The sequence below is a fragment of the Wolbachia endosymbiont of Armadillidium vulgare str. wVulC genome, assembly GCF_001027565.1.
Taxonomy (GTDB): Bacteria; Pseudomonadota; Alphaproteobacteria; order Rickettsiales; family Anaplasmataceae; genus Wolbachia.
Genome location: NZ_ALWU01000010.1, coordinates 135,376 through 160,442 on the forward strand (window position 1 = coordinate 135,376; position 25,067 = coordinate 160,442).

Genomic DNA, 25,067 nt, shown 5'->3' on the forward strand with positions numbered 1-25,067 from the left:
TATTTCATTCCTCATTTTGCTTAGAGATAGACCTATCGTATATATACCACTTATATAACAATGTACACATTCCACAAACTATAGATAGATCCGCTAAATTAAAGGCTGGCCAATACCAATCATTGATATGAAAATATATGAAATCATATACAGCTCCCCAATAGATTCTGTCAATTACATTTCCGATCGCTCCACCAATCATCAGAGAAAAACCAAGGTAAATTAACTTATCATTAGATTTGTATATCAAGTATGCAAGTATACCAATTATTAATATTGAACATGCCGAAAAAAAGAAGCTGCCATGAGGCAGAGCACTACACATTCCAAAACTAATCCCTGAATTCCAAACTTCAACTAATTTCATAAAACTAGTAACCTCGATTGACTCCCCCTCATCAATCAATGATTTTATACACAATTTACTCGTTTGATCAAACAATACTATAATCAATATAATAATTAAACATATCCTCTTCATAAGTTTATCTTTAACTGGTAAGCTTTTAGTATATCACGATCTATTTGTTTTGTTAACTCGTTAATACTATGGAATTTTTTTTCTGGCCTAATAAATTTTAAAAGTTGTATATCAACCTTTAAATTGTATACATTTTCATTGAAGTCAAATATGTGCATTTCTACTATAGGTTTTTTTAAGTCCTTAAATGTAGGTCTCATACCAATGTTGACCACTCCATATAGCCAATTTGCACTATTTTCAGAAAGTGCCACTTTAGCGTAATATGTACCAAACTTAGGTTTTATCATGTAATCTTCTAACGGAATGTTTATGGTTGGAAATCCTATTTCTCTACCTCTACACGCACCTTTTGTCACAACACCAGAGACTTGATAAAGCCTGCCGAGCAACTTATTAGCAACTTCTATTTCACCCTTTTGTAAATGCTCTCTGATTGAAGAAGAAGAGCAAATTTCTCCATCAACTATCAATGGCTCTAATTTAGTTAAAGAGTATCCATACGTTTCAGAATATTTCTCTAGAGTTAATATGCTACCTAGTCGTTTATGACCAAAAGTACAACTTTCTCCAACAGTTATGTGTTTAGCACTATACCTATCTACTAGAATCTTACTAATAAAGTCATCGCAGCTTACTTGAGCAAAACCTTCATTGAAATTGATAATATATAAGTAATCTATGCCATGGCTGCAGATTAGTTCCTTTTTTTGTTCTTGATCTATCAATCTAAAATTGTTTCTGCTAGATAAGACAGTCGATGGATGGGGCTCAAAAGTTAAAACTGCGGAAGGTAATCCTTTTTCCTGCGCTATCTTCTTTAGAGTAGAAATCGCGAATTTATGCCCTAAATGAACGCCATCGAAATTTCCGAAAGTTAGTGCTAAATTATCTTCTATCCTTTGCTCACAATTATAAATAACTTTCATACAATTTGATATTTTATAAATATTTCTTATATATAATAACTATATTTTAGTAAGCTACGGAGATAAATTGTGAAAAATGTTGTGATATATGTAAAGAAGGGCTGTCCATACTGCATAAGGGCAAAGGATTTATTAGATAAAAAAGGTGTGGAATATGAAGAAATCGATGTGCTCAAAAACTCAGATCTATTTAACGACATAAAATCAAAGTATAACGTTAGAACGGTTCCACAGATCTTTATTACTGATGACAATGGAAATTATATTCACCATATTGCAGGAAGCGACAAATTGATGGATCTTGAAAAAGAAGGAAAGTTGGATGATATGTTAAATAACAATGAAGATAGCATTGATGCAACAGCTTACACAAGCAGCAGTAATGAACATGAGGTATGTGTTATATCACATGATGATTTTATGTGATTTTTTTGCCTTACCGTTGCTGGCATGTTCACTTTAAACAATTTTTAATTAATTAAAAATACAATTCATCTAGTGAGTTTTTTTAGTGGGAAAGAAATGATAAAAAATATTACAATTATTAGCAAAAACTTAATTAATATTGAATTAATTAACAAACAAGATTTAGAGAATTTCATCAAGATTTTCACAGTCCTTGATAAACATATAGCAGCTAGAACGCTTTTTACAGAAGAAGTGAGAATAGAGTATAAACAACACAATCGCATAGAAGTTGTTGAATTGATAAAAGATACAGGTTTTACATATCGTGATGTTGAAAATGTGCTATATCACCTGAGTAAGCATGGAATGAAGGTACCAAACAGCGTCATAGCAAATACCTTTTTTTCTGCATATAATCATGCACTTGAGTTTAAGGATATAGCATTTTCTTTTTCTGAAGGATTTCCGCAATTTAATATCAGAGTAAACAAGAATACTTTTATAATGACTCCTATGAGTGAAGAGAATCTGGAATTGAATTTACAAAACAGCAAAATGCTTATAGAATCATTAAAGAGCGAAAAAAGCATTTATGACTGCATAGTGGAAGAAAATATCATCAAAATTATAGTGCATTCTGAAATACACCAGGCTATAAACTCGATTACAGAATCACTGATAAAGTCTTGCTTTTTAGCAAGAGAGGAAGAAGAAAAATTCAAAGAGAAATTGAGACAACTTGCTTTTAAAGATCAAGCTTTCGTTGAGTATTCTAGCATCAAAACTATCCATAGATATCCGAATAACCATCCTCTAAGAGAGTATGAAAGTGTTATTAAAGATATAGAAGATATTTTATGTGATTTTATAATAAATGAGAATAGCGAGTTTACTATAGAGCAATTAAATAGGCTGGGCTCAGAAGTTTCTCCAAATACTCCAAAAATTATCACTAAAACTATAGATAAACTTGTTAAGTTTCACTAAAATGTTATTAGAATGGCTTTAGCCAATGTCTACATATATCTGTTTTTTTACTGGTTGAGTAGAGCCTTTGAGCTGCTTTCTGTCATTCCAATGCAACTACATACAGATGTATGTTAAACACTAGAATGACATTAGACTTCTTGCATAATCTAAGGAAGCAGCTCAAAATTATAGAAAGAGGCAAAACCGTAAACCGAAACGCCTTCGTCTATTTCTATACCTGTCTGAAATTATTTTAAATCGCTTAAGTAAACCAATAACTACAACTCTTTGGCTAAAAAGTTCTCTGCTTTTTTGATCTCCTATGAGGGAGTTGAACATTTTTATGAAACTTTTGCATACCCCTATCAGCTAAAACTTGATAACATCGACTCTTTAAAAATCCTAAAGTCATGTCGTTTACCGTTAGCAAAGGAAGTACATATAATTTTCTTACTTTCTTTTGCTATAACTACTTGTGTCTTTATTGTATGTTTCTTTTTTTTCCTGAAAAAAATCTTTTCTGCTTTTATTTGCTCTCTCTATGGGAGTTTCTGTTCCGTCTACTACCAGAATCTCATATTGCATTTAATAGCTCTTTTTTTCCAGGCAATGCAAAATCTTGATGCTTTATCAGCGAATGCAGACACTTTCATAGCTTTATGGAAATAGGTACAGTAGTGTCATTAACAAACGATCTTCCATGCATTGTTTATTTGGTTTAGGAGTGCTAAATAAACCATACGCATCAAGTTAAGAGAATACGCCCAATATAGCAACTATTTAAGGTTTATTTGTTATATTTATTTTTTAAGAAATCTTGATCTAAAATAAGATAATTTTTTTTAAGAGTCTATAAATTACTAATTTTATCGTTTAATGTCTAAAATAATTTTTACTGCTTCTCTTCTTGTATCTTGTAAAAAGCACCTAATGTTTTAAGCTTAAGCATTAGGTGGAGGAGGGAAGAACTCTGTTTCTCCTCTTAGATATAAAATCTGTAAGAAAGATAAGAGTTCCCTCCTCAAAAGTATAGGCTGGACGGTATCGTAGAAAGACCTAAATGGCTCTAATTCTGTATCCACAAGGTTAGCCTTACTTTTCGTTTTAAATGGTAACGTATGGGGTTATATATGATCAACAACTTTCTTGGAATTGATGTATCAAAAGATCGCTTTGATGTTTTTCTTTCATTCATAAGTAAAAAAGAAAAGCGTGAAACTAGGAAAAGGAGCTTTAAGAACGATGATCTTGGGTTTCAAGGTCTGCTGAGTTTTCTACAAAAGCATAATGTGGAAGAAGTAAAGGCATGCATGTGGTTGTTATAGCGAAGCTTTGGCTGAATTTCTGCACAATGCTGGACATTTTGTTAGTGTTGTAAATCCTTATTGTATTAAATCTTATACAAGGAGTAAGCTCGTAAGACAAAAGAATGATCAGACTGATGCAGAAATTATTGCTGATTATTGCCAAAGACAGGAACCAACTCGTTGGACACCACCTTCTTCTGAAATGAAAAAATTAAAACATCTTTATCGTTGCTCAGTTGCGTTAAAAGAATTAGTAAATAACCACCTAGAAAAAAAAGAGAGACTGCCTAAAGAAGTTGTAAATGCTTGGGAAGACCTTGCAATGAATATAGCTCAAAAAATAGAAACAATAAAAAACTCCGTACGTGAACTATTAAAGCAACACAAAGAATTGTTGGAAAATTTTCAACTTCTATTGACTATTCCAGGAATAGGAGAGGAATCAGCAATAGCTATTTTAGCTGAAATCCCTGACATAAAAGCTTTTAGAGATGCCAGGCAATTGGCAGCATATACAGGAGTTATACCGAAAAATATAACATCAGGTTCATCTGTACATTCTAAACCAAGATTAAGTAAATCAGGTTCACAAACATTACGTAAGGCCCTTTTCTTTCCTGCCATAGTAGCCAAGAATCACAATCCTATCATTGTGAGTTTTTGCCAAAGACTAAAGAAGAAGGGTAAGCATAATATGGCAATTGTGGGAGCGTAAGCTACTCCATATCATTTTCGGTATCCTGACATCCAAAAGTGCTTTTGATCCAAATCATATCAAGAATTACAGAACTAGGATGTTGACTGTAGTTTAAAATCAAAAAATGCTTCCAATCCATTCAACATATTCACTAACTGTAATCTGTGTACTGTTACACAATCAGAAGTATTTTTTGATTTTATGATACAGCTTGAGTAATTTTTTTGTTGACTAGCAAGACGGTATCTTTCTTATGCCACTTTTCCTTAACTTGACGCCTATGATTAAATAAACTGTGTCAAGCCGAGAAGAAAAGTCCCTGAAGAAAAAAGGAATCAAAGAAGAGATGATAAACATATTGCACAAGATGATCAATCTGTCCATAGAAGTCCAATAGTTAAAAGGACAAATTTTTTTGCTAAAAAACTGGTTGAATCCACGAAAGCCAATAAAGAAGAGTTAAAAAAAGCAGCGGTTTCTTACGTAGAAAGTATAGAGCTATTAAAACAATATCAGAATGATGAAATAAGGCTAGGACTTCTTAGTTTAACTGATAATGAAAAAAGAAGTGTAATGGAGGAAACATTACGTAAGACTGATCCTATACCAGGTGATGAAGAATTTATTAAGGCTGTTATTGATAAAGCCGAGCAAGCACTAGAGCAGAAGTACTTAAGAAAGAACTGCCACGGGGAATATGACCAGGGATACCCTACAGAGAGGATGCAGTATGATTACGCAAGGGATGACGCAAAAATTACTATACCTGAATCTATAGGTTATATAAAACTACTTATTGATAATTTTTCTGTTCCATTACAAAGAAAAAAAAGAATTGCTAGTTACTCTTATGGAGCAAAACCCAAGTTTGGTAATGAGCAAATTATCTAAGGTAAAAGAAAAACTTGGAAATAGCGTAATTCTCAATAAAGAACAGTTTAATAAAATAGAATTACATGGATTATTAAATGATATAGACGAAGATAGAAAAGTAGATGAGTTGTTTAAAGAAATCAGTGGTCTAGATATAGAAAAGGTCTGGAGAGAGCAAAAAGAGTTCGTTCTTCTAAAACAAATATATATAGCAGCAACAACGTATGGTGAAAATAGCAGTGCTTGTCTACAAGGTACATGGAGCCAAATTATTGGTAGTATAAACGAAATTAGCTCCAAAATCGTGGCACAATATGATCAATATTTAAAAGAAGAACAAGAGCTAGAAGCACGAAAAGATGTTATTACAGAAGAAAATATTAAGCCATTTATGGAAGGTTTAGCTAATAAGCTAATTCAACATGTGGAACTTCATCCAGAATTAAAAAAAGCTCTTGGAGATTTTGTATTAGCTATAGCTATAGTAGATACTACTAAACCTGAAGAAATTACCTTTGAACAGCAAAAAATTCTAGCAGAGATAAATAAATACTTTAGCGAAAATATTAAGGGTGTTTTACAGAATTACAATAAAGACATACCAAGTAGAGGTGAATACGCTCTTGCTATCGAGGGATTGTCAGAGATAGAAGTAATGCAACGCTTTGCACAAGAGCTATTTAATCAGCAGGAGAATATCGCAAGAGAAACGGAAGCTCAAATTGATGGAGATGATAATAATGCTGCTCCACGAATTGAAAAGAAAATTATTGTAGCTGCTTCCACGCTAACAATAGCTTGAGTTGCTTTAGGTGTAGCTATTGCAGTTTACTTAGAAATGTTAGCAGTGGGAATAGCAGTTGGAGCTTGTTGTCTTGTTGCTGCTGCAATCATATGCTATTGTAATAGTCCTGCAAATTTACTTAAAGATAGCAATGCTGAAGTTGTAGTGAATCAAATAACAGTGGCAGAATTATAACTTAAGGTAAGGAGAAGCAGGAGGGTTGGCTTTATTACATGGCTACCTATGAAAGGCCAACTATGCAAGCAACTTACTGAAAATCTTATTTTTTTGTAATCAATTTATCCAATTTTAGTGGGAGTGTTGAATTTACTAACTTTTCATAAGTGAGATTAAAGAATTACAGAAGATTTAATAATTTATAGACTCTTCCAAAGAAATTATCTTTCTGTCAGCTTCTCTTATCGATGATAGTTCTAGTTCTTTATAGTCTACCAAACCGGTAGTTCTATTTGCTATTTTTTGACTCATGTCAAACCTCCATTTTTTATGTTAATTTATTACTTCTTTCTTGATTCTTTTATTAAAATATGTAATAGTTAAATTATATTGTCTTTTTAGTGGGAGGAGATTATGGGTGGTCGTATTACTTGTATTGGCATTGATGATTGGAGATATATATTTAATACGGTAGAAGGTGACAGTAGCTTAGATGAGCATAATGTAATCGATAAAATAAAGGAAAAATTAAAAGAAAAAAGTGGAGATGTATATAAAGAGTGGAAGAGATATAATTTTGATATAAATTATTCTTTCAATGTCGATGGTTATATAACTTTAGGTACCAAGTTGTTGACAGGAGCGGTTACAAATAGGAGTCTAAAAATATTGCGAGCTCTATCAGATAGAGGAGCTACTTTCGCTAATCCACCTTCTCTCGCGTGTCCAGAAAGAGAGGATTATGAGCAGATAGTAAAATTTCTAGCAGTATATGAATTTGAGCCCAAACTATCTGAAATAGTAGAACTGTCCTTTTTTTCAGTTGATTACTTTTGTATTACAAAACAGTCGGAATATTGGAATAGATGTCTAGATGAAGTAAAAAGAATGAAGGAAGAAAAGATTCATAATAATGTTACGTTTTACAATGTTTTGACAGGTGATAGTAATGAATTAGCATATAGTGCATGGAAGGGAGTTTTATTAAAAACATCAGAAGGTGACTATAAAAGTAAATTTCCTATATATAGTAATGATCTAAAGCATCAACTCAAAATAGGAAATCAGAGATTGGATGCTTTGCAGATAGCTGAGATAATTATAGGTAAGATATTTGCTAAACGTGTAGGGAAAGAAGGTCCGTTTAGTCGTAAGATCGCTGGATATTTAAGTAATGAAGATATAGAAAACTTAAGAAAAGCAACAATTCAAGTTCAAGAGCCAAATAATCCCTCTTCTACAATAAAGAATGAGTGTGGTGAAACTTCGAGATGTCTAGCTAAAGATGAAAATATAATACAGCCTTTAAAAGAGGCAGAAACTATAACTAGCAAAGCAATAAAAACTGGTGTTACTTTGGGTATTATAACTGCACTGACAATAGGTATTGGATGCAGTATTGCCGGCGTTGAGTTATCAATATTGGCTATAGCTGGCATAGCTGTAGCAGCTGCGTTAGTAATAGGAGTTATTGCTGGTGGTATTACATATTCAGTATCAAAGCCTAGTGATAAGCTAGATAAACCTGACTTAAAAGTATTTAACCAACAAGTACCTGAAAAAGTTTGATAACAAAAGCCCAAGCAGAAGATCTTTTACCTTCCTTTTGTATTTTTTTGTTAAAAGGTTATTCCGATGCTTATGATTTTTGGAGTATACTGACAGTAAAAGAAGGACTGTCAGGGCAGGCAATGGTGTCAACTTAAGAGCCTACCTTAGCAACTTCTTTGTTGAAATAAAATAGAAACAAAAGTGCTATTTCTTGCAGTTTTTAGGTAATTTAATGGTAAAAGTTTTAGAGAGAAATTTTATACACGATCGCTGATATTTTTCCTTAAGTTGACGCCATTGCCTGAACGGATACGGATTTTAAGTGATTAATTGGCCAATTTCGGCTAAATTTTTGTATGAACTAATTTGTTGAGCTTTGTTGCAACAACTTTACGTTTTTATTTTCATAATGCTGCTTTTATTTCAATTGTTCTCACAAATATATGTACTATTTTTATGCTTTTTAAAAAAAGTAAATAAATAAATTTTCGTTGATGCTAGAAAGCGTAGTGTTTTGTTAAATTAGAACGGGCTTTTAATATAGGTTAACAGCAGTTTTTAGTTATTCCCTTTGTTGGAGAATTTTGATGTAAATTGCGTTTCTAATATTGACAAAAACTTGAGTTAGTGATACCATCAATGACGAAGAAAATGTTACAGCACTGCTAAAGGAATTTATGCCTAGTTTTTATCACGTTAATGGTTCCTCTGAGTTTGACCACTATAAGGTATTAGAAGTGTCAGAGAATGCTACCTTCGAGGAGATAAAAGCAGCATATAGGAAATTATTACTAGAGAATCATCAGGACAAAATTTTGCAAAATCTGCCAGGTGAGGAAAGGAAGGAGTACTATAGGCTATCAAAAGAACTAAGATATGGAAAATCACTTTTAAGGTCAGAAAAAGAGCAGTGGGATTATTTTCAACAGAAACTCAAACGTAGCACAGAAATTTGTGATGCATACAAAGTATTAGGAGATCCAGAAAAAAGAAAGAAGTACGATACTGATAAAAGAGAAACAGGTGATATTCAGTCTGAGCTGCGTAAAGCTTTTCTAGATAAAAATTTAGAAAAGGTAAAAAATCTAATACTAAAAGTGGAGGATTTTGAAAAGTTTCTAATGCAATTTGTAAATATTCCTCAAGTTGGAAAAGTACGCTTGTTATACTGTTTTGTTTCAAATGCCTGTGAAGATTTCAAGTGGGTTGAATGTTTTAAAGTAGTTCTTGACAGGAAAGGTATAAAAATTGACTTTAATGTTGATATTGGTCCTCTTGGTACAGCTTTAAGTTATGCATGCAGATTGAATGAGGTACGTGTTGCAGAATTAATACTTAGGTATGTTGATAAAATTGATAATGAAGATGGACATACTCCTTTACATTGGGCCGCTAAAAATAATCATTTTAATATAGTAGAAACTCTATTGAGTAGGGGAGCAAATATTAATGTAGTAGATGAATTGAAAAGAACTCCTTTACATCTTGCTGCTATGGAGGGTCACAAAGATGTAGTAAAAATTCTGTTAAATCAAGGAGCAGGTGTTAATGCAGTAGATAGATTTAAAAAGACTCCTTTAATTTTGGCTGCTTACAAGGGCTGTACAGAGGTAGCAAAGGTTCTAATAGAAGCAGGAGCTGATGTTAGTATTCAAGACAATCAAGGTAATACTTTCATAAAGAAAACTCTAGTAGAGTTAGAAAAACTTTATCGTAAAGTTTTTCTTCATTATGGACAAACTTGTAGTTTTATGTACGCAGATTATTTTGATGCAACGCCTGTTATCTCAGCCGAAATTAGGGGGAAAATTGAGTGGTGTCGTTTGTTATTAAAGCAAGAGGCTAATATTGATAGTTATGAATTTAGCAGTATTTATAAGTGTATTATAAGTATTCTTGAAGATAAAAGTTCTGATAGAAAACTAATTGGTATAGGTGAGTTAATTGACTTATTACAAGAACACTATTATGAACTAAGTGATAGAAATAAAAGTATTCTTAAAGATAATTGTCCTGACGATTTTGAGATTTATGGAAAAATGGAGCAGATGCTATCTTGTAAATTTCCCACAATATACAGGGTTATTTTATTGTGTAATGAGCGTCCAGAAAATGTTTTAAATCTATTAAAAAATCGCGATAACAGAGACCGACTAAAGGAGGAGCTTAAAGCTTATCGAAAAAATTGTTCGTATGCACCGTTTCCTACATATGATTGGCTTAAAAATTATCTCCCTTTTAGAATAGAATGTAAAGAAAGAGAGATAAAACGTGAAATAGAACGTAAAGAAAGAGAGATAGAAGAAAATATTACGCGCGGTAAGTTTGCTGTTGTATCTTCTCAAAAAGAAGGAGAAGAAAGGAAAGATGAAGTTGTCTTCCGTGCTGATAATATGCTGTATAGTATTTTAACAAATATGGATAGTAATAATAATTCTTCAGGAAAAATAGAACATATAGTATATAGACAAGCTGATATATTCAAAAAAGAGTTAGAAAAATTTGACAAAAAGGACTTACAAAATATAGCAGTTGCATCTTTGATCCGTCAAAACATACCAGATGCAGAAAATAAGGATTTACAAAATATAGCAATTGCATCTTTGATCCGTCAAGACATACTAGATGCAGAAAATAATGCTAACGGTATGATCCTCTGGAGTGAACACAAAGGAAAGATTGTCCTAAGTGTTGTTGGGCTATGTATAGCTGGTGCTATTGCAGCCTGTGTGTTGGCGTATCCTGTAGCTGCACTAGCTTTAACAGTTTTAGCAGCAGCTATATTAATGGTCGCTGGTATTGTCAAAGCTTGTGAGAAATCAGAAGATCCAGGGACGAAAAAGTCAAATGTATCTGTTTCTATAGGCAGTGGAGAAGCAGCTCGTTCATTTTTTTGAGCTTTGTAGTATTATACAGCGCAAAACTTAAACAAGTCAACCCAATTCCGCCAACTACTGCTATGATATGCATTTTCAGGACATAGGATACAACGCTGCTTACTAATAACACTGTGCCAGCAACACCAGCCAGGATTGCTTGTCTTTGCCGTGTTAATGATTTTTCATCTGCAGCATCAAAACATGGTTCAGCGGGAGAGGGGCTTTCAGGAACATTAGGCTCTTACGCAATAATTTTGAAGCTCTGGGGTCGTTTCACATGCAAGTTAAGATTATCACTATTTTTATTATATAATTAAGCCTTTAGCACTAATTTCTCTCAATTTCTGGCACATCGATCTCCTGTTGCTTTTGTAAATTAAGATGCTAAGCCGAAAACCTTTTCATCTGCTCACTCCATAACATCGGTATTTTTCTCAAATCAACTAACTTCAAACCTCTTGGTTGTTTTCCACTCACTATGTCTTCTTTAATCTTTGGTGCTAAATAATTCAGCCCTAAAATTTGTTGTATTCGTCTTGTACCTATATTAATTTTTGCACTCAACTCTCCTATGCTTCCATATTTTCCTTCCTCTAATTGACGTTTCCACAAATGAGCTCTTACCACTGCTTTCAGTAGCGCATTATTTGTTTTCCCTTCTGGTTCGATTACTGTGCATTTGTTCCTTTCTTTTTTAACCACATTGGTATAAATGTCTTTTCTGACTCAGAATGCACTTCTATTCCATCTTCTTCTATCAATACTGTTCTTATTAGCTTTTTCATTACTTCTTTCTGCTTTCCAAAACTTAAATTTTTCCATTCTTCTGCTTTTTCTCCCCATTTTTCATATAAATCTTCTACTCTCTTCATCACTTCTTTTTCCACTTCTCCTGCTACTACTGTTCGATTTACTGATTCACAATTTTTTCCCCTTAAATGATTGTTGCATACGTAATATCGATATCTCTTATTCTCTTTTTTTGCATACGTCAGCGTCATATTTACATCACAGCTCTTACATTTAATTATTCCCCTAAGCAGTGCTTCCTCGTATTTCGCCTTTCTATATGGTTGATTCTTTATCAATTCCTGTGCTTTCTGCCATTTTTCTTCTTCTATTATCGCTTCATGCTTTCCCTCATACTCTTTTTCATAATGCCTGATTTTTCCCACATATATTGGATTTGTTATTATTCTTCTCACCGTTGCCTTTTTAAAGATATCAGACCTTGTTCGATATCCTTCTCTGTTTAACTCCCTTGCCAATTCTGCCATTGATTTTAGCTCCAAATATCTTTCAAATATATGCTTCACTGTTTTTGCTTCTTTCTCATTTATTACTAACTCTTTATCTTTTACATCATACCCAAATGGCAAAACTCCTCCCATCCATAATCCTTGCTCTTTTGATGTTGCTATTTTATTTTTTACCCTTTCTACGATCATCTCTCTTTCTAGTTGTGCTGCTCCTGATAACACTGTTTGTACGAACTTTCCCATTGGCGTATTATTGTCAAATATCTGCGTTACTGCTACAAAATTTACTCGGTGCCTTCTAAAAAATGATGTTACATCTATACTGTCTTTTGTTTCCCTTGATAACCTGTCTAATGTATATACTACTACACAATCTACTTCTCCTGCCTTTACATCTTCAAATAATTCCTTTATTGCTGGTCTTTCTAAATTTTTCCCTGAAAATCCGCCATCATCGTACCTTTTCGCCAATATTACCCAGCCTTCTCTGCTCTTTATGTACTTTTCACATGCTACTCGCTGCGCGTCCAAGCTATTAAACTTTTGTTCTAGTCCATCTTCATTTGATTTTCTTGTATATATCGCACACCTTACCTCTTTTAGCATTCTCTCTCCTCAATTTCCACTTTTATCACGCATGTGAATATGAGGAAGAGGCCGTTCTATGATTACTCATATTGGTTTCCTCTTCCTCTATTCCCAAACCCGGCGTGCACCTTTCGTTATGCACCGGGCTTTCCAATGTTTTATGCGCGTAGTCGGGGTAGCGTAGCTTAACCAAATCATGACGACCTACTTTAATATCTGCCATCAGCATGACATTCAACCACCGATACCTTGATCTGTTCTCCATTTTCTATAATGCACCCCATAAACTAGACCAAAAAAAAATGGTTAATCCGAGTAGGAAGGTAAAGGGGTAAAAGTATGGCAACAAAAAAATATGAACCAGAGTTAAAAGCAAAGATAGCTTTGGAAGCAATAAAAAATCAAAAAAGCACATCTGAGATATGTAGTGAATATAAAATACCATCAACAAATCTATATGATTGGCGTGATAGAGTATTGGCAAGGTTAAAAGACCTATTTGTTGAAGAAAGTGAAAGTGCGAGAAAACAAAGAATCTTAGCGCAAGAAATAGAAAGTTTACATAAAGTAATAGGAGAATTGACAGTGGAAAATAGTTATTTGAAAAAAAAATTACTGAAATAAGCAAAAAAGATAGAGTAAGGTTTATAGAAAAAGATTCTGATCTGTCAATTAGGAAACAGGCTGATTTATTGGGGATTTGCAGATCTAGCCTATATTATAGGCCTATAATTAATAACGAAAGTGAAGTAGCAAATTTGATTCAATTGGCTTCTGATTGCCGTTATGGATATCGTAAAATTACTGCTGAAATCATAGCGAGTGGAGTAGTAGTCAATCACAAAAAAATCTTAAGAATTATGAAAAAAATGAAGATTAGTGGGCTGTATTGTAGAAAAAGATGTAATACAAGTATTAAAGAAAAAAAGCATAAAATATATCCTTATTTACTCAAAGATTTGATTATTTGCAGAGTTAATCAGGTATGGGCTACTGATATAACATATATTATGGTAGAAGGTAAGTTTGTCTATTTTGTGGCAATAATGGACTTGTATAGTCGCTATATTATTGCTCATTCATTATCACCATATCTCGATGCTGGATTTTGCCTTTATACTCTCAAAGAAGCTCTAAAACAAGGTAAACCTGAGATTTTTAATAGTGATCAAGGGATGCAGTTTACTAGCTACAACTTTATTATGGAATTAGAGCGTGCTAATATCAAAATCAGTATGGACCATAAAGGACGTTGCTTCGACAATATATTTGTTGAGCGCTTATGGAGAACTTTAAAGCAAGAAGCTATATATTATTATAGACCAAATAGTATCAGAGATTTGAATCTTATAATAAATGATTTTGTTGCTTGGTATAACTATAGAAGGCGACATCAGACTCTACATTATAAAGTTCCTGCTGATCTTTATTATCATAAACAGTAAATGAATATGTTGATAAATACTTTAAATGTGTGTCGACGTATTTATCAACATATTCATTTTAAAAATCGGATCACTTTGAAAAAAATGGTCTAGACAAATGGGTGCACTATACCTGGATCAAAATTTTACTACGGACCAGCCCAATAAGGTATGGGTTTACTTGTATAAAAACCAAAGAAGGCTGGCTATATTGGGCAGCAATAATTGACTTATATTCACGTATGGTAGTTAATGAGTAGTTCAATGGATAAACAATTAATTATAGATGCTTTATTTATGGCTGTTAATAAACGCAAACCCGCCAAAGATCTACTGTTTCATAGTGATCAAGGTTTACCTCTAAAAATTATCAGTTTTTGCTGAACACAAAAAACATCATTTCCAGCATACAGGCTGTTGTTATGACAACTCTGTTATTGAAAAGCTCACTCAAACGGGAGCTTCTTATTGATGATACTTCGCAACACTCTGCTCAGCAAACTAGAACTGCTATATTTGAGTACATAGAAATTTTTATAACAAACAGCGTAGACATTCTACATTGCATTCCTGAGAAATTTGATTCATCATTTTCATAATAAAAATGCCTTAACTTCCTCTCTACTTTTTCTGGGTAAGGTCAGTCGATCGCAGTCCTGGCATCTTATCACCATTTAGCCAACTTAAAAATGCTCCTCCACCAGTTGAAATATACGTAAAATCTTTATCGGTAAGACCTGCAGCATTTACTGCAGATAGGCTATCTCCTCCTCCTATTATGCTGGTTAATTTTCCTTTGTGTGTCAAATTACTTACTACTCTCATCACCTCCACTGTACCATTTGCAAAAGCTGAATGTTCAAAAACACCAATAGGCCCATTCCATAGTAGAGTTTTACTGCTTGCTATTATACCGCTTATTGTGCTTAAAGTTTGAGGTCCGATATCTAAAATTATATCACCGTCCAAAACGGATTCGGTTTTTCTTAAAATGCTAGTGCTATAATCAGAGTTTACTGTAACTAGAACGTCCTCAGGCACAACTATTTTACAATTGTTTTCACTTGCTGTTTCAACGATATCATGCAAAAGGTCATCAACGCCATTTTGAAAAAAAGATTTGCCTATATTCACTTTATTAAATAACAAAAAATTATTAGCAATTGCCCCCCCCAGAATAAGGTAATCAACCTTTTCTGCTAGCTTTATAAGCATTTTTATTTTAGTTGATATTTTAGCTCCACCGACTATCGCAGTAATAGGCTTAGCGTCAAATGATATGGCTTGCTCAAGATATTTTAGCTCATCTTGCAAGCAAAATCCTGTATAAGAAGGTAAAAATTCTGTAATGCGTGAAATAGAAGCGTGAGCTCTGTGAGAGCAAGAAAATGCATCATTTACATATATATCTGCTAGAGATGCTAATTGTTTAGCAAAATTTGAGTCATTCTGCTCTTCTTCTTTATAAAACCTCAGATTCTCTAGTAATATTATATCTCCTCTACCCATCGCATTTATTGCTCTTTGTACTCTCTCACCAATACAATCATCAACAAATTCCACTTCTTTGCTTAGCAGCTGCGATAAAGTTTCAACTACGTTTTTTAGCGATAAGTTACTGTCTTTGGCTTTTGGACGCCCAAAATGTGAGATAATAATAACTTTTGCACCCGCATTTGCCAAATACTGAATGGTAGGTAGCGCTCTTAAAATACGAGTAGAATCACGAATTCTTTCATCTTTTATAGGAACATTGAAGTCAACCCTGAGCAGAACATTTTTATTGTGAAAATCACAACTCTCTATGCTAGGTACATTTATCATAAAATTAAGGAGCTATAAAATCACTATACAATAGTTTAATCCAAAGTAAAGGAAGGAAATTTGAATGCCAAATAAATTAATAAATAGGAAAATTACTACAAACCCTTTCAACTTTATTTTTTACTGCTCTTTCAATATCAGTGCTATTTCCATCAATTAATCCCTGAATTACTTCATTTATTAGATCAGCTATTTCTCTAAAATCTTCTGCCTCAAGTCCGCGCGTTGTCTCAGCAGCGGTACCAAAACGTAGCCCTGAAGTAATAGTTGGTTTCTCTGTGTCAAATGGTACGGAGTTTTTATTGCAGGTAATGCCAGCCCTTTCAAGGCTATCCACAACGTCTTTTCCGGTCAATTTTCGTGATCTTAAGTCAACTAGCACTATATGAGAGTCAGTGCCACCAGTTATAATGTCGAGACTATGCCCTTGCAGCGCTTGAGCTAGCACTTTTGCATTCTCCACAACTTTCTTACTATAAGTTTTAAACTCTGGCGCTAATGCTTCCTTAAACGCAACAGCTTTTGCAGCTATCACATGCATAAGTGGTCCACCTTGCAATCCTGGAAAAACTACAGACCGAATTTTTTTATGTAATGCTTCATCATTTGTCATTACCACTCCGCCACGAGGACCTCGTAGAGTTTTATGAGTTGTAGAAGTCATAACATGCGCATGTTCAGCAGGAGACGGATATTCGTCAGCCGCAATAAGTCCCGCATAATGGGCAATATCTGCAAGCAAGTACGCACCAACTTTATTCGCAATTTCGCGAAAGCGCTCGAAATCTATCTTTCTTGGATAAGCAGAAGCACCAGCAATGATTAGCTTCGGTTTATGCTCCAGCGCTAGCTTTTCTACCTCGTCCATATCGAGTAGATAAGTATCTCTATTAACTGTATACTGAATCGACTTAAACCACTTACCAGAAAGGTTTGGTGCTGCACCGTGAGTTAAATGTCCACCACAGTTCAGTGACAATCCAAGTATTGTATCACCTGGAGTAAGCAGTGAAGCAAACACTGCTTGATTTGCCTGAGAACCAGAATGAGGTTGAACATTCGCAAATTTAACACCAAACAGCTTACAAAGCCTTTCTATAGCTAGACTTTCAATTTCATCCACATACTCACAACCACAATAATATCTCTTACCAGGGTAACCTTCTGCGTATTTATTAGTCAGAAAAGAACCTTGTGCTTCCATTACTGCTTTACTTGCAAAATTTTCCGATGCAATCAGTTGCAACTGCGATTTTTGGCGTTGCAGCTCTTTTTCTATAGATTGATAAATTTCATTATCAAAAGACTTTAGACTACTTTCAGAGTCATAAATCCTTTCTGAAACACTTGTCATAAGCCCTTTTCCTTAACCACATAAATCCAAAAACAGCCAAAAGCAGGCATACAGGAATAACTGATATTGCTTTGACTAGCAACTCAGTACCATACACAGGATTTCCTTGTATTACCATCCCATCCCAACACAAGTCTACTATCTTTGCAATTCCAGTATGAAAAAAATAGCCAAAAACCATAACTATCATATTTGATATAGCCGTAGCTAAGCCTACCAAGTTATTATTTACATAACTTATTGCCTTGTAAATAGTAATTACCTGATACCCAGATGCAAAGCCGATAACAAGAAGTGTAGGTAGTGCAATATATAAACCGCCAACTTGTGTAAAAAGCAAGAGGAAGCTAGCGATCATTGCAAAAGAACACGCAATAATCACCTCGTAATGTTTGTCTGGATACTTCTCCAGTAAATAAGCTAAAAAGAATGATCCCGCTCCCATTCCTATAAACATAAGAGAGGAAAGCAAAGATGCCAGATCTCCAGTCATTTGATATGCTTCACATAAGAACGCCTTTGCCCAACCATCAGCAAAACCTTCTAGTGGTCCAACCATTAAGCCACCAAAAAAGCTGATTAGAATGATATGTTTATTGAAAAGTACAGTTTTTAAATCTTGAAGTATGTTGTCATTTCTACTCTCCTCTATGTTACTATTTGGCGTTATTAAGAATAAAAGTAGGGCAAGCAAGCAACCAAACGCTGAGAAAGTGTATATAACATAGTTCCAACCAAATTTATTGAGCAAGAAATCTAGAGGTAATCCACCATAAATTGCTCCCAGTAACCCTATTATTATGGATAAGCTAACCATCCTTGCTGATTTTTCTTGTGAAAAATACATGCTTGCAACTTTGAAGAGCCCAATTGCTGAAGCAGATGATCCAATTCCAACAATCATTCTACCAAGTATTGAGTAATACCACTGATCAAAGCATATCAGCGGCAACGTCCCAGCAAACGTTAAAACAATACATGCAGGCAAAACAAACTTTGGCCCAAATCTATCAAGCGCAAGACCAACAGGTATATGAGCAAGCGTATAGCCTATATAATACAGCCCACCAAATTGACCAACATCTGCAATACTTATGTTAAATTTTGTTATCAATCCAGGCGCAATTATGTTTGGAATTATGCGTAATATATATTGGTATGCATAAAATAGCGATGCTAATAACCAGATTAAAAAATTCCTCTGCAACATGAATCTCAGCTAAAATTTAGGATTATAGATACTTTAGTTATAAAAAGCAATACTATATTAATCATCTAAATCTGCCTAGCTCTTTTTACAGCTCATAACTTTAAGTAACCAAAAGCCTATCATTCCTATTAGTAGGCATATAGGTATTATTAACATAGATTTAACCATTACATCAGCTCCATAAAATGGCTTTCCATCGATAATTTCACCGTTCCAATAAAAATTCATTATATTTGCAATAATGACGTGAAAAAAATAACCAAAACTCATAACTATGGAATTAACTACAGACCCTGCACTTGCTACTGCATCGTTTTTTACACAACTTACAATTTTAGCAGTAAAAGCAATTTGGTATGCAGAAGCAAGGCCAATAATGAATAGTAACATACATGCCAAGAGTTCACTAATATTGCATATAAAAAGTAATAAGAACACAATTATCATGGCCATAGCACAAGAAATTATTATTTCATAGTGCTTGGTTGGATTTTTTGCTAATATGTAAGGAAGTAATAAATGCCCAAAGCCAAAGCCTATTAGTATCCATTTTGAAATGCTATATGCAATGTGTCTATCTATAGCGTACATCTCATGCAAGAACGTTGCGGACCACGCATCTGCAAAGCCTTCTAATGGTCCAACCATAAAACCGCCAAACAAACTTATCAATAAAATATCTTTATTAAATATAACTTTGCTTAAATTTTTAATATTCAATTCTTCGTCTGAGGTACCAACCTTAGGTATAGATATAAAGGTAGTTAAAGCAAGCAATAATCCAAGCATTATACACATAGTAAATACATAATCCCACCCAAACTTATCAAGTAAGACATGTAATGGTTTGGTGGCAAATACACCACCTAAAATGCCAATAATAACCGATATGCTGAACATCATGGCGAATTTTTCTCTATGGTAATAGATTCTTATTATTTTAAAGAGTCCAAGTACTGAAGCAGAGGATCCAATACCAGTAATTATTCTCCCAATAATAAAATAACTCCAATCGTTAGAACTGACTAAAGGTAAAGCACCTAAAGATGTTAATGTAATACAAATCGGTATAACAACTTTAGAACCAAATCTATCTAAAAGAATACCTACAGGAATATGCGCTAACACATAACCTACATAATATAGTCCACAAAATTGTCCTATTTCTGTTATTCCTATATTAAACCTCACTACCAATTCAGGAACTACAACATTTGGAATTACACGCAATATGTATTGATATGCATAGAACAGCGATGCTAATAACCATATTAAAAAATTCCTCTGTAGCATCAATTTTACCTCAAGCTTCGGATTATAGGCACCTTAGTTATGAAAACCATCAAAAACCTACCCATGAAACAGATTTAGTACATCAATTTTTTAAATTTGGCAAGCTCTTCTTGCAGCTTATAATTTTAAGCGACAAGAAGCCTATCATCCCTATCAATAAGCATACAGGTATTATTGACATAGATTTAATCATTACATTAGCTCCATAAAATGGAATTTCATCAACCATTTTATCATCCCAATAAAAATTCATTATGCCTGCAATAACGGTATGAAAAAAATAACCAAAACTCATAACTATAGCATTACTTATGGACCCTGCGCTTGCTACTGAATCATTTTTTACACAAGACACAACTTTATCAGTCAAAGCAACTTGATACGCACAAGCAAAACCGATAATGAACAGCAATATACATGCTAACAGTGGATTAACATCGCACATAAACAGCAATAAGAACATAATTATCATAGCCATGGCACAAAAAATTATTATTTCATAGTGCCTATCTGGATACCTTGCTAATACATGAGGAAGTAATAAAACTCCAAGACTAAAGCCTATTAGTATCCATTTTGAAATGCTATGTGCAACGTGTCTATCTATAGCATACATCTCATAGAAGAATGTTGTGGACCACGCATCTGCAAAGCCTTCTAATGGTCCAATCATAAAACCACCAAACAAACTTACCAATAAAACATTCTTATTGAATATAATCTTGCTTAAATTTTTAATATCTACTCTATCTGAAGTATCAGCTTTAGGTATAGATATAAAAGTAGTTAAAGCAAGCAATAGTCCAAGTGTTATAAATGCAATAAGCACATAATCCCATCCAAATTTATCAAATAAGATATGTAATGGTTTAGTGGCAAATATACCACCCGAAATGCCAATAATGGCTGATATACTAAACATTACGGCAAACTTTTCTCTGCAGTAATAGATACTTATCACTTTAAAAAGTCCAAGTACTGAAGCAGAGGATCCAATACCAGTAATTATTCTTCCAACAACAGAACAACTCCAATTGTCGGAAACAACCAAAGGCAAAGCACCTAAAGATGTTAATGCTATGCAAATTGGTACAACAACTTTAGAACCAAACCTATCCAACAAAATACCCACAGGAATATGTGCTAACACATAACCTATATAGTATAGTCCACAAAATTGTCCTATCTCTGTTGTTCCTATATTAAACCTTACCATCAACTCAGGAACTACAACATTTGGAATTACACGCAATATGTATTGGTATGTATAGAACAGCGATGCTAGCAACCATATGAAAAAATTTCTCTGCAATGCTAGTCTTACCTCAAAGCTGGAATTATAGGTATTTTATCAGCAAGAAGCAACTCTCTTTTAAATGTCTACTCTAATCTGAGGATATTTTTTAAAAGAGACCTTTTATTTTATTCATAATCTCTTTCAGCATATCTATAACTGGTTCATGAATAAGGTATATGAAAAAAATTACACCACAAATGATAAGGATGTTTATGATTTTACCTTTATTCATCTTTACCTTAAGTTTTATTTTTGTTACAAAGTCCATTTTATTTACACTTTTATTCCCTCGTGACAGTGATTATATCTTGAATAATATAATTTTCAATGAAATTCAGTATCAGAAACGCTGCAGTTAACTAAATATTAACCTTCTCGTGTGTAAAATAATATAAAAGCAAGGTGAGTGAATGAACATAAACACAGCAGACAACACACTAGAAAACTACATAACAAAATACATTGAGCAAACATTTGCAGCACACACAGGCAATAGATACGACAAGCTGTACAGAGAACTTTTAAGCAGCGTAGAAGAAATAATAAAACTTACTGTAAACGAAGCAAAACAATATGATAAAAGCCTAGAAGAACTACATAACAATTCAAGATTTCACGATAAGAAATTTATTCAAGCTGTTGCTAAACACCAGGTGTTAGAATTTCTAAATATTCATCCAAAGAAGAAAGAGAGCGTTGCAGAATTTAACAATGAACATCACATCAACGAAAGCGATTTAAAAATTTTAAAGGAAGGAAAAGGTTTAGTGAATAAAATAAACGATATTAACTTAACTCAACAAAATGAGAAAAATGAAATATTGAACATTAGAAAGGTACTTGCCAAATCAATAGGAATGCCCTCTTCGAGAACCGAAAAATCCAAGGCAACTCTAGTAGAAAGTCCTGAGATGGTAAAATAGACAACTTTGTAGACAGCTTATTCATATACCTAACTTTTATTTAGTAAACACCTTCAAGCCCACAATACCCAGTATTACCAAAGTAAGAGAAAGCAAGCGTCCAAAACTTACTGGGTCATTAAAAAACATTATTCCTATTATTGCTGCACCTATAGAGCCTATACCAGTCCAAACTGCATAAGATGTACCAAGAGGAATAGACTTCATTGCTAATGACAGCCAGTAAAGACTCACAGAACCGCTAACTAAAATAATTACTACAGGTATAATACGAGTAAAGCCATTGCTATATTTTAGTGCTGTGGTCCATATTATCTCAACCAAACCAGCTAATAGTAAATACACCCACGCCATAAATTAACTCTATCTCACTGATATATTATACATAAGAATATTAAAAAGTTAACTTAGCATTTCACATGCTTTAGTAATGCTATTACATCCAATTTCTAATTGTTCCTGAGAGGTTGCATAAGAAATTCTGATAAAATTTTCTAGACCAAATGCAATTCCTGGAACAACAGCAACTAAATGGTCTTCCAACAAATATTCAGCAAAATCAAGATCATTACTTATTACTTTACCACTTTTTGTGCTCTTACCCAATAAACCTTCACATGAAACAAACAAATAGAATGCACCTTGTGGAATAGATGCTGACAATCCTGGAGCAGAATTTAGCTTTTTTACCACAAAATCTCTACGATCTTTAAAAATTTTTGTTCTTTCTTTCAAAAAACTATGATCACCGTTTAATGCTTCAACTGCTGCTGCTTGTGCTATCGAGTTTGGGTTAGAAGTGCTTTGAGACTGTAATGTAGAGATAGCATTTATCACATCACTCCTACCTGCAATATACCCTATTCTCCATCCTGTCATTGCATAGGCTTTTGATACTCCATTGACCACAAAAACTCTATCATAAAGCTCTGGTTCAACCTGAGCAATGGTAAAAAACTTTTCGTCGTATACTATGTGCTCATAAATATCATCTGTAACAACATTCACATGTGGATGTTTAAGCAATACTTGCGCTATGCTTTTCAATTCATCATATGCATAGACAATTCCTGCCGGATTATTTGGTGAGTTGAGAATTAACCATTTAGTTTTCTTAGTTATCTTGCTCTTCCAGTAATTCTGGTGTCAGCTTAAAGTTTTGCTTGCACTCTACAATAATTGGCAGACCACCAAAAAGGCTTACCATATCAACATATGAAACCCAATAAGGAGCTGGAATTATAGCTTCATCACCAGAGTTAATTGTTGCCATAAACAAGTTGAATAGCACCTGCTTAGCGCCAGCGCCGACACAGATTTGGTTCAGTGTATATTCTAGATTGTTATCTCTTTTTAACTTATTGATTATTGCGTTTTTAAGCTCACGCGTTCCATCAACAGCAGTATATTTAGTTTTGCCTTCATTTATCGCTTGAATAGCTACCTTTTTTACATGGTCTGGAGTGTCAAAATCCGGCTCTCCTGCAGCTAAAACGCAAATTTTCTTTCCTTCGCTTTTTAATCTATTTGCCTTATCGGTCACAGCGATTGTAGGTGATGGTTTTATTAGAGACATCCTTCTTGCAAGGTCCGACATAATCTCACTAAAGTTAAATAAAAATGATAAACTCTACACAACAAAAAAGCTAGAAATTTTATTATTTTGTACAAGGTTTGACATTTTTTAAGTACTTTTAAATTGATTTAGTATAAGTATTAAGAAATTTACCAAGTAAAAAAAGGCAAAAGAAGCCCCAAAGTAGCTCACTCTTTATTTTAAAATTTGACGTTGGGTGATGTCTTAAACGCTTTATAAGCCCGTTAGGCTTTATTGCATATCTAGTGAAGTTTTTTCCTGAACAAATAATTTCATGTTACTATTTCGAACTCAGCCATACCAAAAATTTGTTCATTAAGTAGCATTTAATAAGTAGTTCCTTCTCCCTATTTATCTCAGATTTATTTTTTAAACTAAACCCAAATGTCTCTTTTAACCTATAAAAAAAGCATTCAGTATAGACCATATTTTACTTCCTCTTCCATCTTTCTTTACCTTTTTCATAGCTTTCACATGATTTTATTACACTAATGTTGCTATTTCTCTCTGATAGCTTTCTCATAGACTCTTGCGTGTTTTCTTGCAGCTTGCATTGTTTATATATACTTACCATATCATAAGCTGAAGAACAGGTAAAATATTTTGTTTATTGCCTATTTTATTCAACATTAGGCATGCCGGTAGCTGTACATGCATATCACTTTTTTACTGTTTATGTTTAAAATAACATGTGACTTTCTATATATTTTCTTACATTCTCCTTATTATGGTTATAGCTATAATACTAATTCTAGTGCTATCTATTGCAATTTCAATATTATTTTTATCAACTCTGCAGTCATTGATTTTTATGTTAAGCTTTTTAAATCTTCTAGAAGCTTGTGTATAGCTGATGACCTTGAGATCTTTACCCATTTATAACCTTTTATAAAACCAACTGCTTGCAATTCTAAAAAGATATGTGTATCAAAACCACAACTTTATCACTATAGATGTACCTGCCACTTTTGGATTATTCTCATACCAGTTTCCAATCGCTTCATTAATGAAACGAAAAATATTTCCCCTAGAAACTTGTTATATTCAATTCAGTTGCTGACTTTCATTCTTTGTGGTATAAGCTGTATTTATTTGATAGATATTTACTCTATAACAGAATCACTGCTGAATCTTTTTCTCCTATGCAACAAAGCCTGCCCGGGTGGCGGAATTGGTAGACGCGCTAGCTTCAGGTGCTAGTAACTTTTCAAGTTGTGGAAGTTCAAGTCTTCTCTCGGGCACT

General features: G+C 33.6%; 17 protein-coding genes, 1 tRNA gene and 7 pseudogenes. 13 read left to right on the top strand and 12 right to left on the bottom strand.

The window, feature by feature from the left end:
• Nucleotides 1–4: 4 nt before the first annotated feature.
• Nucleotides 5–481, bottom strand: a complete 477-nt coding sequence (gene lspA / locus wVul_RS06235) for a signal peptidase II (protein WP_047759606.1) — start codon at nucleotides 479–481, stop codon at nucleotides 5–7.
• The gene (gene ribF, locus wVul_RS06240; RefSeq protein ID WP_047759607.1) at nucleotides 478–1,410 is read right to left on the bottom strand and encodes a riboflavin biosynthesis protein RibF; all 933 of its coding nucleotides are present in this window, start codon (nucleotides 1,408–1,410) and stop codon (nucleotides 478–480) included. Before ribF ends, lspA begins: the two co-directional genes overlap by 4 nt.
• A gap of 69 nt (nucleotides 1,411–1,479) precedes the next feature.
• Here ribF and wVul_RS06245 point away from each other — a divergent pair, with 69 nt between their 5' ends.
• Both wVul_RS06245 and wVul_RS06250 read left to right on the top strand, forming a co-directional pair.
• Nucleotides 1,480–1,836, top strand: coding sequence for a glutaredoxin (locus tag wVul_RS06245; RefSeq protein ID WP_047759608.1), 357 nt, complete (start codon nucleotides 1,480–1,482; stop codon nucleotides 1,834–1,836).
• 96 nt (nucleotides 1,837–1,932) lie between these two features.
• Nucleotides 1,933–2,805, top strand: coding sequence for a hypothetical protein (locus tag wVul_RS06250; protein ID WP_047759609.1), 873 nt, complete (start codon nucleotides 1,933–1,935; stop codon nucleotides 2,803–2,805).
• Nucleotides 2,806–2,973: 168 nt separating this feature from the next.
• On the opposite strand, the pseudogene wVul_RS10330 reads toward wVul_RS06250, so the two are convergent.
• Nucleotides 2,974–3,427 (bottom strand): annotated as a pseudogene (locus wVul_RS10330) (transposase family protein); the annotation flags it as partial.
• 490 nt (nucleotides 3,428–3,917) lie between these two features.
• Here wVul_RS10330 and wVul_RS06255 point away from each other — a divergent pair.
• From wVul_RS06255 to wVul_RS09050, 7 genes and pseudogenes are all read left to right on the top strand, one after another.
• Nucleotides 3,918–4,906 (top strand): annotated as a pseudogene (locus wVul_RS06255) (IS110 family RNA-guided transposase).
• A 458-nt stretch (nucleotides 4,907–5,364) separates the two neighbouring features.
• Nucleotides 5,365–5,682 (top strand): hypothetical protein, encoded by a 318-nt coding sequence (locus tag wVul_RS06260; RefSeq protein ID WP_047759610.1) that lies wholly within the window; start codon nucleotides 5,365–5,367, stop codon nucleotides 5,680–5,682.
• Nucleotides 5,642–6,466, top strand: a complete 825-nt coding sequence (locus tag wVul_RS06265; protein WP_153295640.1) for a hypothetical protein — start codon at nucleotides 5,642–5,644, stop codon at nucleotides 6,464–6,466. Before wVul_RS06260 ends, wVul_RS06265 begins: the two co-directional genes overlap by 41 nt.
• Nucleotides 6,467–6,478: 12 nt before the next feature.
• A pseudogene (locus wVul_RS09035) lies at nucleotides 6,479–6,643 on the top strand (TomO hydrophobic C-terminal domain-containing protein); the annotation flags it as partial.
• A gap of 396 nt (nucleotides 6,644–7,039) precedes the next feature.
• On the top strand, nucleotides 7,040–8,194 hold the full coding sequence (locus wVul_RS09040) for a hypothetical protein (protein WP_153295644.1): 1,155 nt from the start codon (nucleotides 7,040–7,042) through the stop codon (nucleotides 8,192–8,194).
• Between the two features lie 659 nt (nucleotides 8,195–8,853).
• Nucleotides 8,854–11,073 carry an ankyrin repeat domain-containing protein gene (locus wVul_RS09045; RefSeq protein WP_153295647.1) on the top strand — a complete coding sequence of 740 codons (2,220 nt, stop codon included), beginning with the start codon at nucleotides 8,854–8,856 and terminating at the stop codon, nucleotides 11,071–11,073.
• A gap of 113 nt (nucleotides 11,074–11,186) precedes the next feature.
• Nucleotides 11,187–11,372 carry a hypothetical protein gene (locus tag wVul_RS09050; RefSeq protein ID WP_153295649.1) on the top strand — a complete coding sequence of 62 codons (186 nt, stop codon included), beginning with the start codon at nucleotides 11,187–11,189 and terminating at the stop codon, nucleotides 11,370–11,372.
• 67 nt (nucleotides 11,373–11,439) lie between these two features.
• Here the strand turns inward: wVul_RS09050 and wVul_RS06280 are convergent.
• A pseudogene (locus wVul_RS06280) lies at nucleotides 11,440–12,920 on the bottom strand (recombinase family protein).
• 321 nt (nucleotides 12,921–13,241) lie between these two features.
• Between wVul_RS06280 and wVul_RS09055 the strand changes: the two are divergent.
• Together wVul_RS09055 and wVul_RS10580 are read left to right on the top strand one after the other, a co-directional pair.
• Nucleotides 13,242–14,347 (top strand): IS3-like element ISWpi17 family transposase gene (locus tag wVul_RS09055; protein WP_153295427.1). Its coding sequence is split into 2 segments (ribosomal slippage): nucleotides 13,242–13,515 and nucleotides 13,515–14,347, totalling 1,107 coding nucleotides; the frame shifts between segments, so codons are not numbered across the junction.
• A gap of 112 nt (nucleotides 14,348–14,459) precedes the next feature.
• Nucleotides 14,460–14,925 (top strand): annotated as a pseudogene (locus wVul_RS10580) (DDE-type integrase/transposase/recombinase); the annotation flags it as partial.
• Nucleotides 14,926–14,947: 22 nt separating this feature from the next.
• Here the strand turns inward: wVul_RS10580 and wVul_RS06300 are convergent.
• The 5 genes from wVul_RS06300 to wVul_RS06320 all read right to left on the bottom strand — a co-directional run bounded on the left by wVul_RS06300 (nucleotide 14,948) and on the right by wVul_RS06320 (nucleotide 21,319).
• Entirely contained in the window at nucleotides 14,948–16,147 is a 1,200-nt protein-coding gene (locus wVul_RS06300) for a phosphoglycerate kinase (RefSeq protein ID WP_179943869.1), read from the bottom strand.
• A gap of 79 nt (nucleotides 16,148–16,226) precedes the next feature.
• Complete coding sequence (gene glyA / locus wVul_RS06305; protein WP_047759614.1) at nucleotides 16,227–17,504, bottom strand: serine hydroxymethyltransferase; 1,278 nt, start codon at nucleotides 17,502–17,504, stop codon at nucleotides 16,227–16,229.
• Entirely contained in the window at nucleotides 17,476–18,714 is a 1,239-nt protein-coding gene (locus wVul_RS06310; protein WP_179943866.1) for an MFS transporter, read from the bottom strand. The genes glyA and wVul_RS06310 overlap by 29 nt, the downstream gene beginning before the upstream one ends.
• Nucleotides 18,715–18,789: 75 nt before the next feature.
• On the bottom strand, nucleotides 18,790–20,007 hold the full coding sequence (locus wVul_RS06315; protein ID WP_047759615.1) for an MFS transporter: 1,218 nt from the start codon (nucleotides 20,005–20,007) through the stop codon (nucleotides 18,790–18,792).
• 82 nt (nucleotides 20,008–20,089) lie between these two features.
• On the bottom strand, nucleotides 20,090–21,319 hold the full coding sequence (locus tag wVul_RS06320; protein WP_047759616.1) for an MFS transporter: 1,230 nt from the start codon (nucleotides 21,317–21,319) through the stop codon (nucleotides 20,090–20,092).
• A 395-nt stretch (nucleotides 21,320–21,714) separates the two neighbouring features.
• On the opposite strand from wVul_RS06320, the gene wVul_RS06325 reads away from it, so the two are divergent.
• Entirely contained in the window at nucleotides 21,715–22,227 is a 513-nt protein-coding gene (locus wVul_RS06325; RefSeq protein WP_047759617.1) for a hypothetical protein, read from the top strand.
• A gap of 36 nt (nucleotides 22,228–22,263) precedes the next feature.
• On the opposite strand, the gene wVul_RS06330 is transcribed toward wVul_RS06325, so the two are convergent.
• The 3 genes and pseudogenes from wVul_RS06330 to wVul_RS10585 all read right to left on the bottom strand — a co-directional run bounded on the left by wVul_RS06330 (nucleotide 22,264) and on the right by wVul_RS10585 (nucleotide 24,873).
• A complete protein-coding gene (locus wVul_RS06330) occupies nucleotides 22,264–22,581 on the bottom strand; it encodes a QacE family quaternary ammonium compound efflux SMR transporter (RefSeq protein WP_047759618.1) in 318 nt (105 codons plus the stop codon).
• Nucleotides 22,582–22,629: 48 nt separating this feature from the next.
• Nucleotides 22,630–23,824, bottom strand: a pseudogene (locus wVul_RS06335) (pyridoxal phosphate-dependent aminotransferase).
• 280 nt (nucleotides 23,825–24,104) lie between these two features.
• Nucleotides 24,105–24,873: pseudogene (locus tag wVul_RS10585) on the bottom strand (transposase).
• Nucleotides 24,874–24,980: 107 nt separating this feature from the next.
• Here wVul_RS10585 and wVul_RS06345 point away from each other — a divergent pair.
• Nucleotides 24,981–25,065: transfer RNA gene (locus tag wVul_RS06345), tRNA-Leu, on the top strand.
• Nucleotides 25,066–25,067 lie beyond the last annotated feature (2 nt).

Bases quoted from the DNA above. Each gene is read 5' to 3' on its own strand.
- lspA (WP_047759606.1), bottom strand. From the start codon at position 481: ATGAAGAGGATATGTTTAATTATTATATTGATTATAGTATTGTTTGAT.
- ribF (WP_047759607.1), bottom strand. From the start codon at position 1,410: ATGAAAGTTATTTATAATTGTGAGCAAAGGATAGAAGATAATTTAGCA.
- wVul_RS06250 (WP_047759609.1), top strand. From the start codon at position 1,933: ATGATAAAAAATATTACAATTATTAGCAAAAACTTAATTAATATTGAA.
- wVul_RS06260 (WP_047759610.1), top strand. From the start codon at position 5,365: ATGGAGGAAACATTACGTAAGACTGATCCTATACCAGGTGATGAAGAA.
- wVul_RS06265 (WP_153295640.1), top strand. From the start codon at position 5,642: ATGGAGCAAAACCCAAGTTTGGTAATGAGCAAATTATCTAAGGTAAAA.
- wVul_RS09040 (WP_153295644.1), top strand. From the start codon at position 7,040: ATGGGTGGTCGTATTACTTGTATTGGCATTGATGATTGGAGATATATA.
- wVul_RS09045 (WP_153295647.1), top strand. From the start codon at position 8,854: ATGCCTAGTTTTTATCACGTTAATGGTTCCTCTGAGTTTGACCACTAT.
- glyA (WP_047759614.1), bottom strand. From the start codon at position 17,504: ATGACAAGTGTTTCAGAAAGGATTTATGACTCTGAAAGTAGTCTAAAG.
- wVul_RS06310 (WP_179943866.1), bottom strand. From the start codon at position 18,714: ATGTTGCAGAGGAATTTTTTAATCTGGTTATTAGCATCGCTATTTTAT.
- wVul_RS06315 (WP_047759615.1), bottom strand. From the start codon at position 20,007: ATGCTACAGAGGAATTTTTTAATATGGTTATTAGCATCGCTGTTCTAT.
- wVul_RS06325 (WP_047759617.1), top strand. From the start codon at position 21,715: ATGAACATAAACACAGCAGACAACACACTAGAAAACTACATAACAAAA.
- wVul_RS06330 (WP_047759618.1), bottom strand. From the start codon at position 22,581: ATGGCGTGGGTGTATTTACTATTAGCTGGTTTGGTTGAGATAATATGG.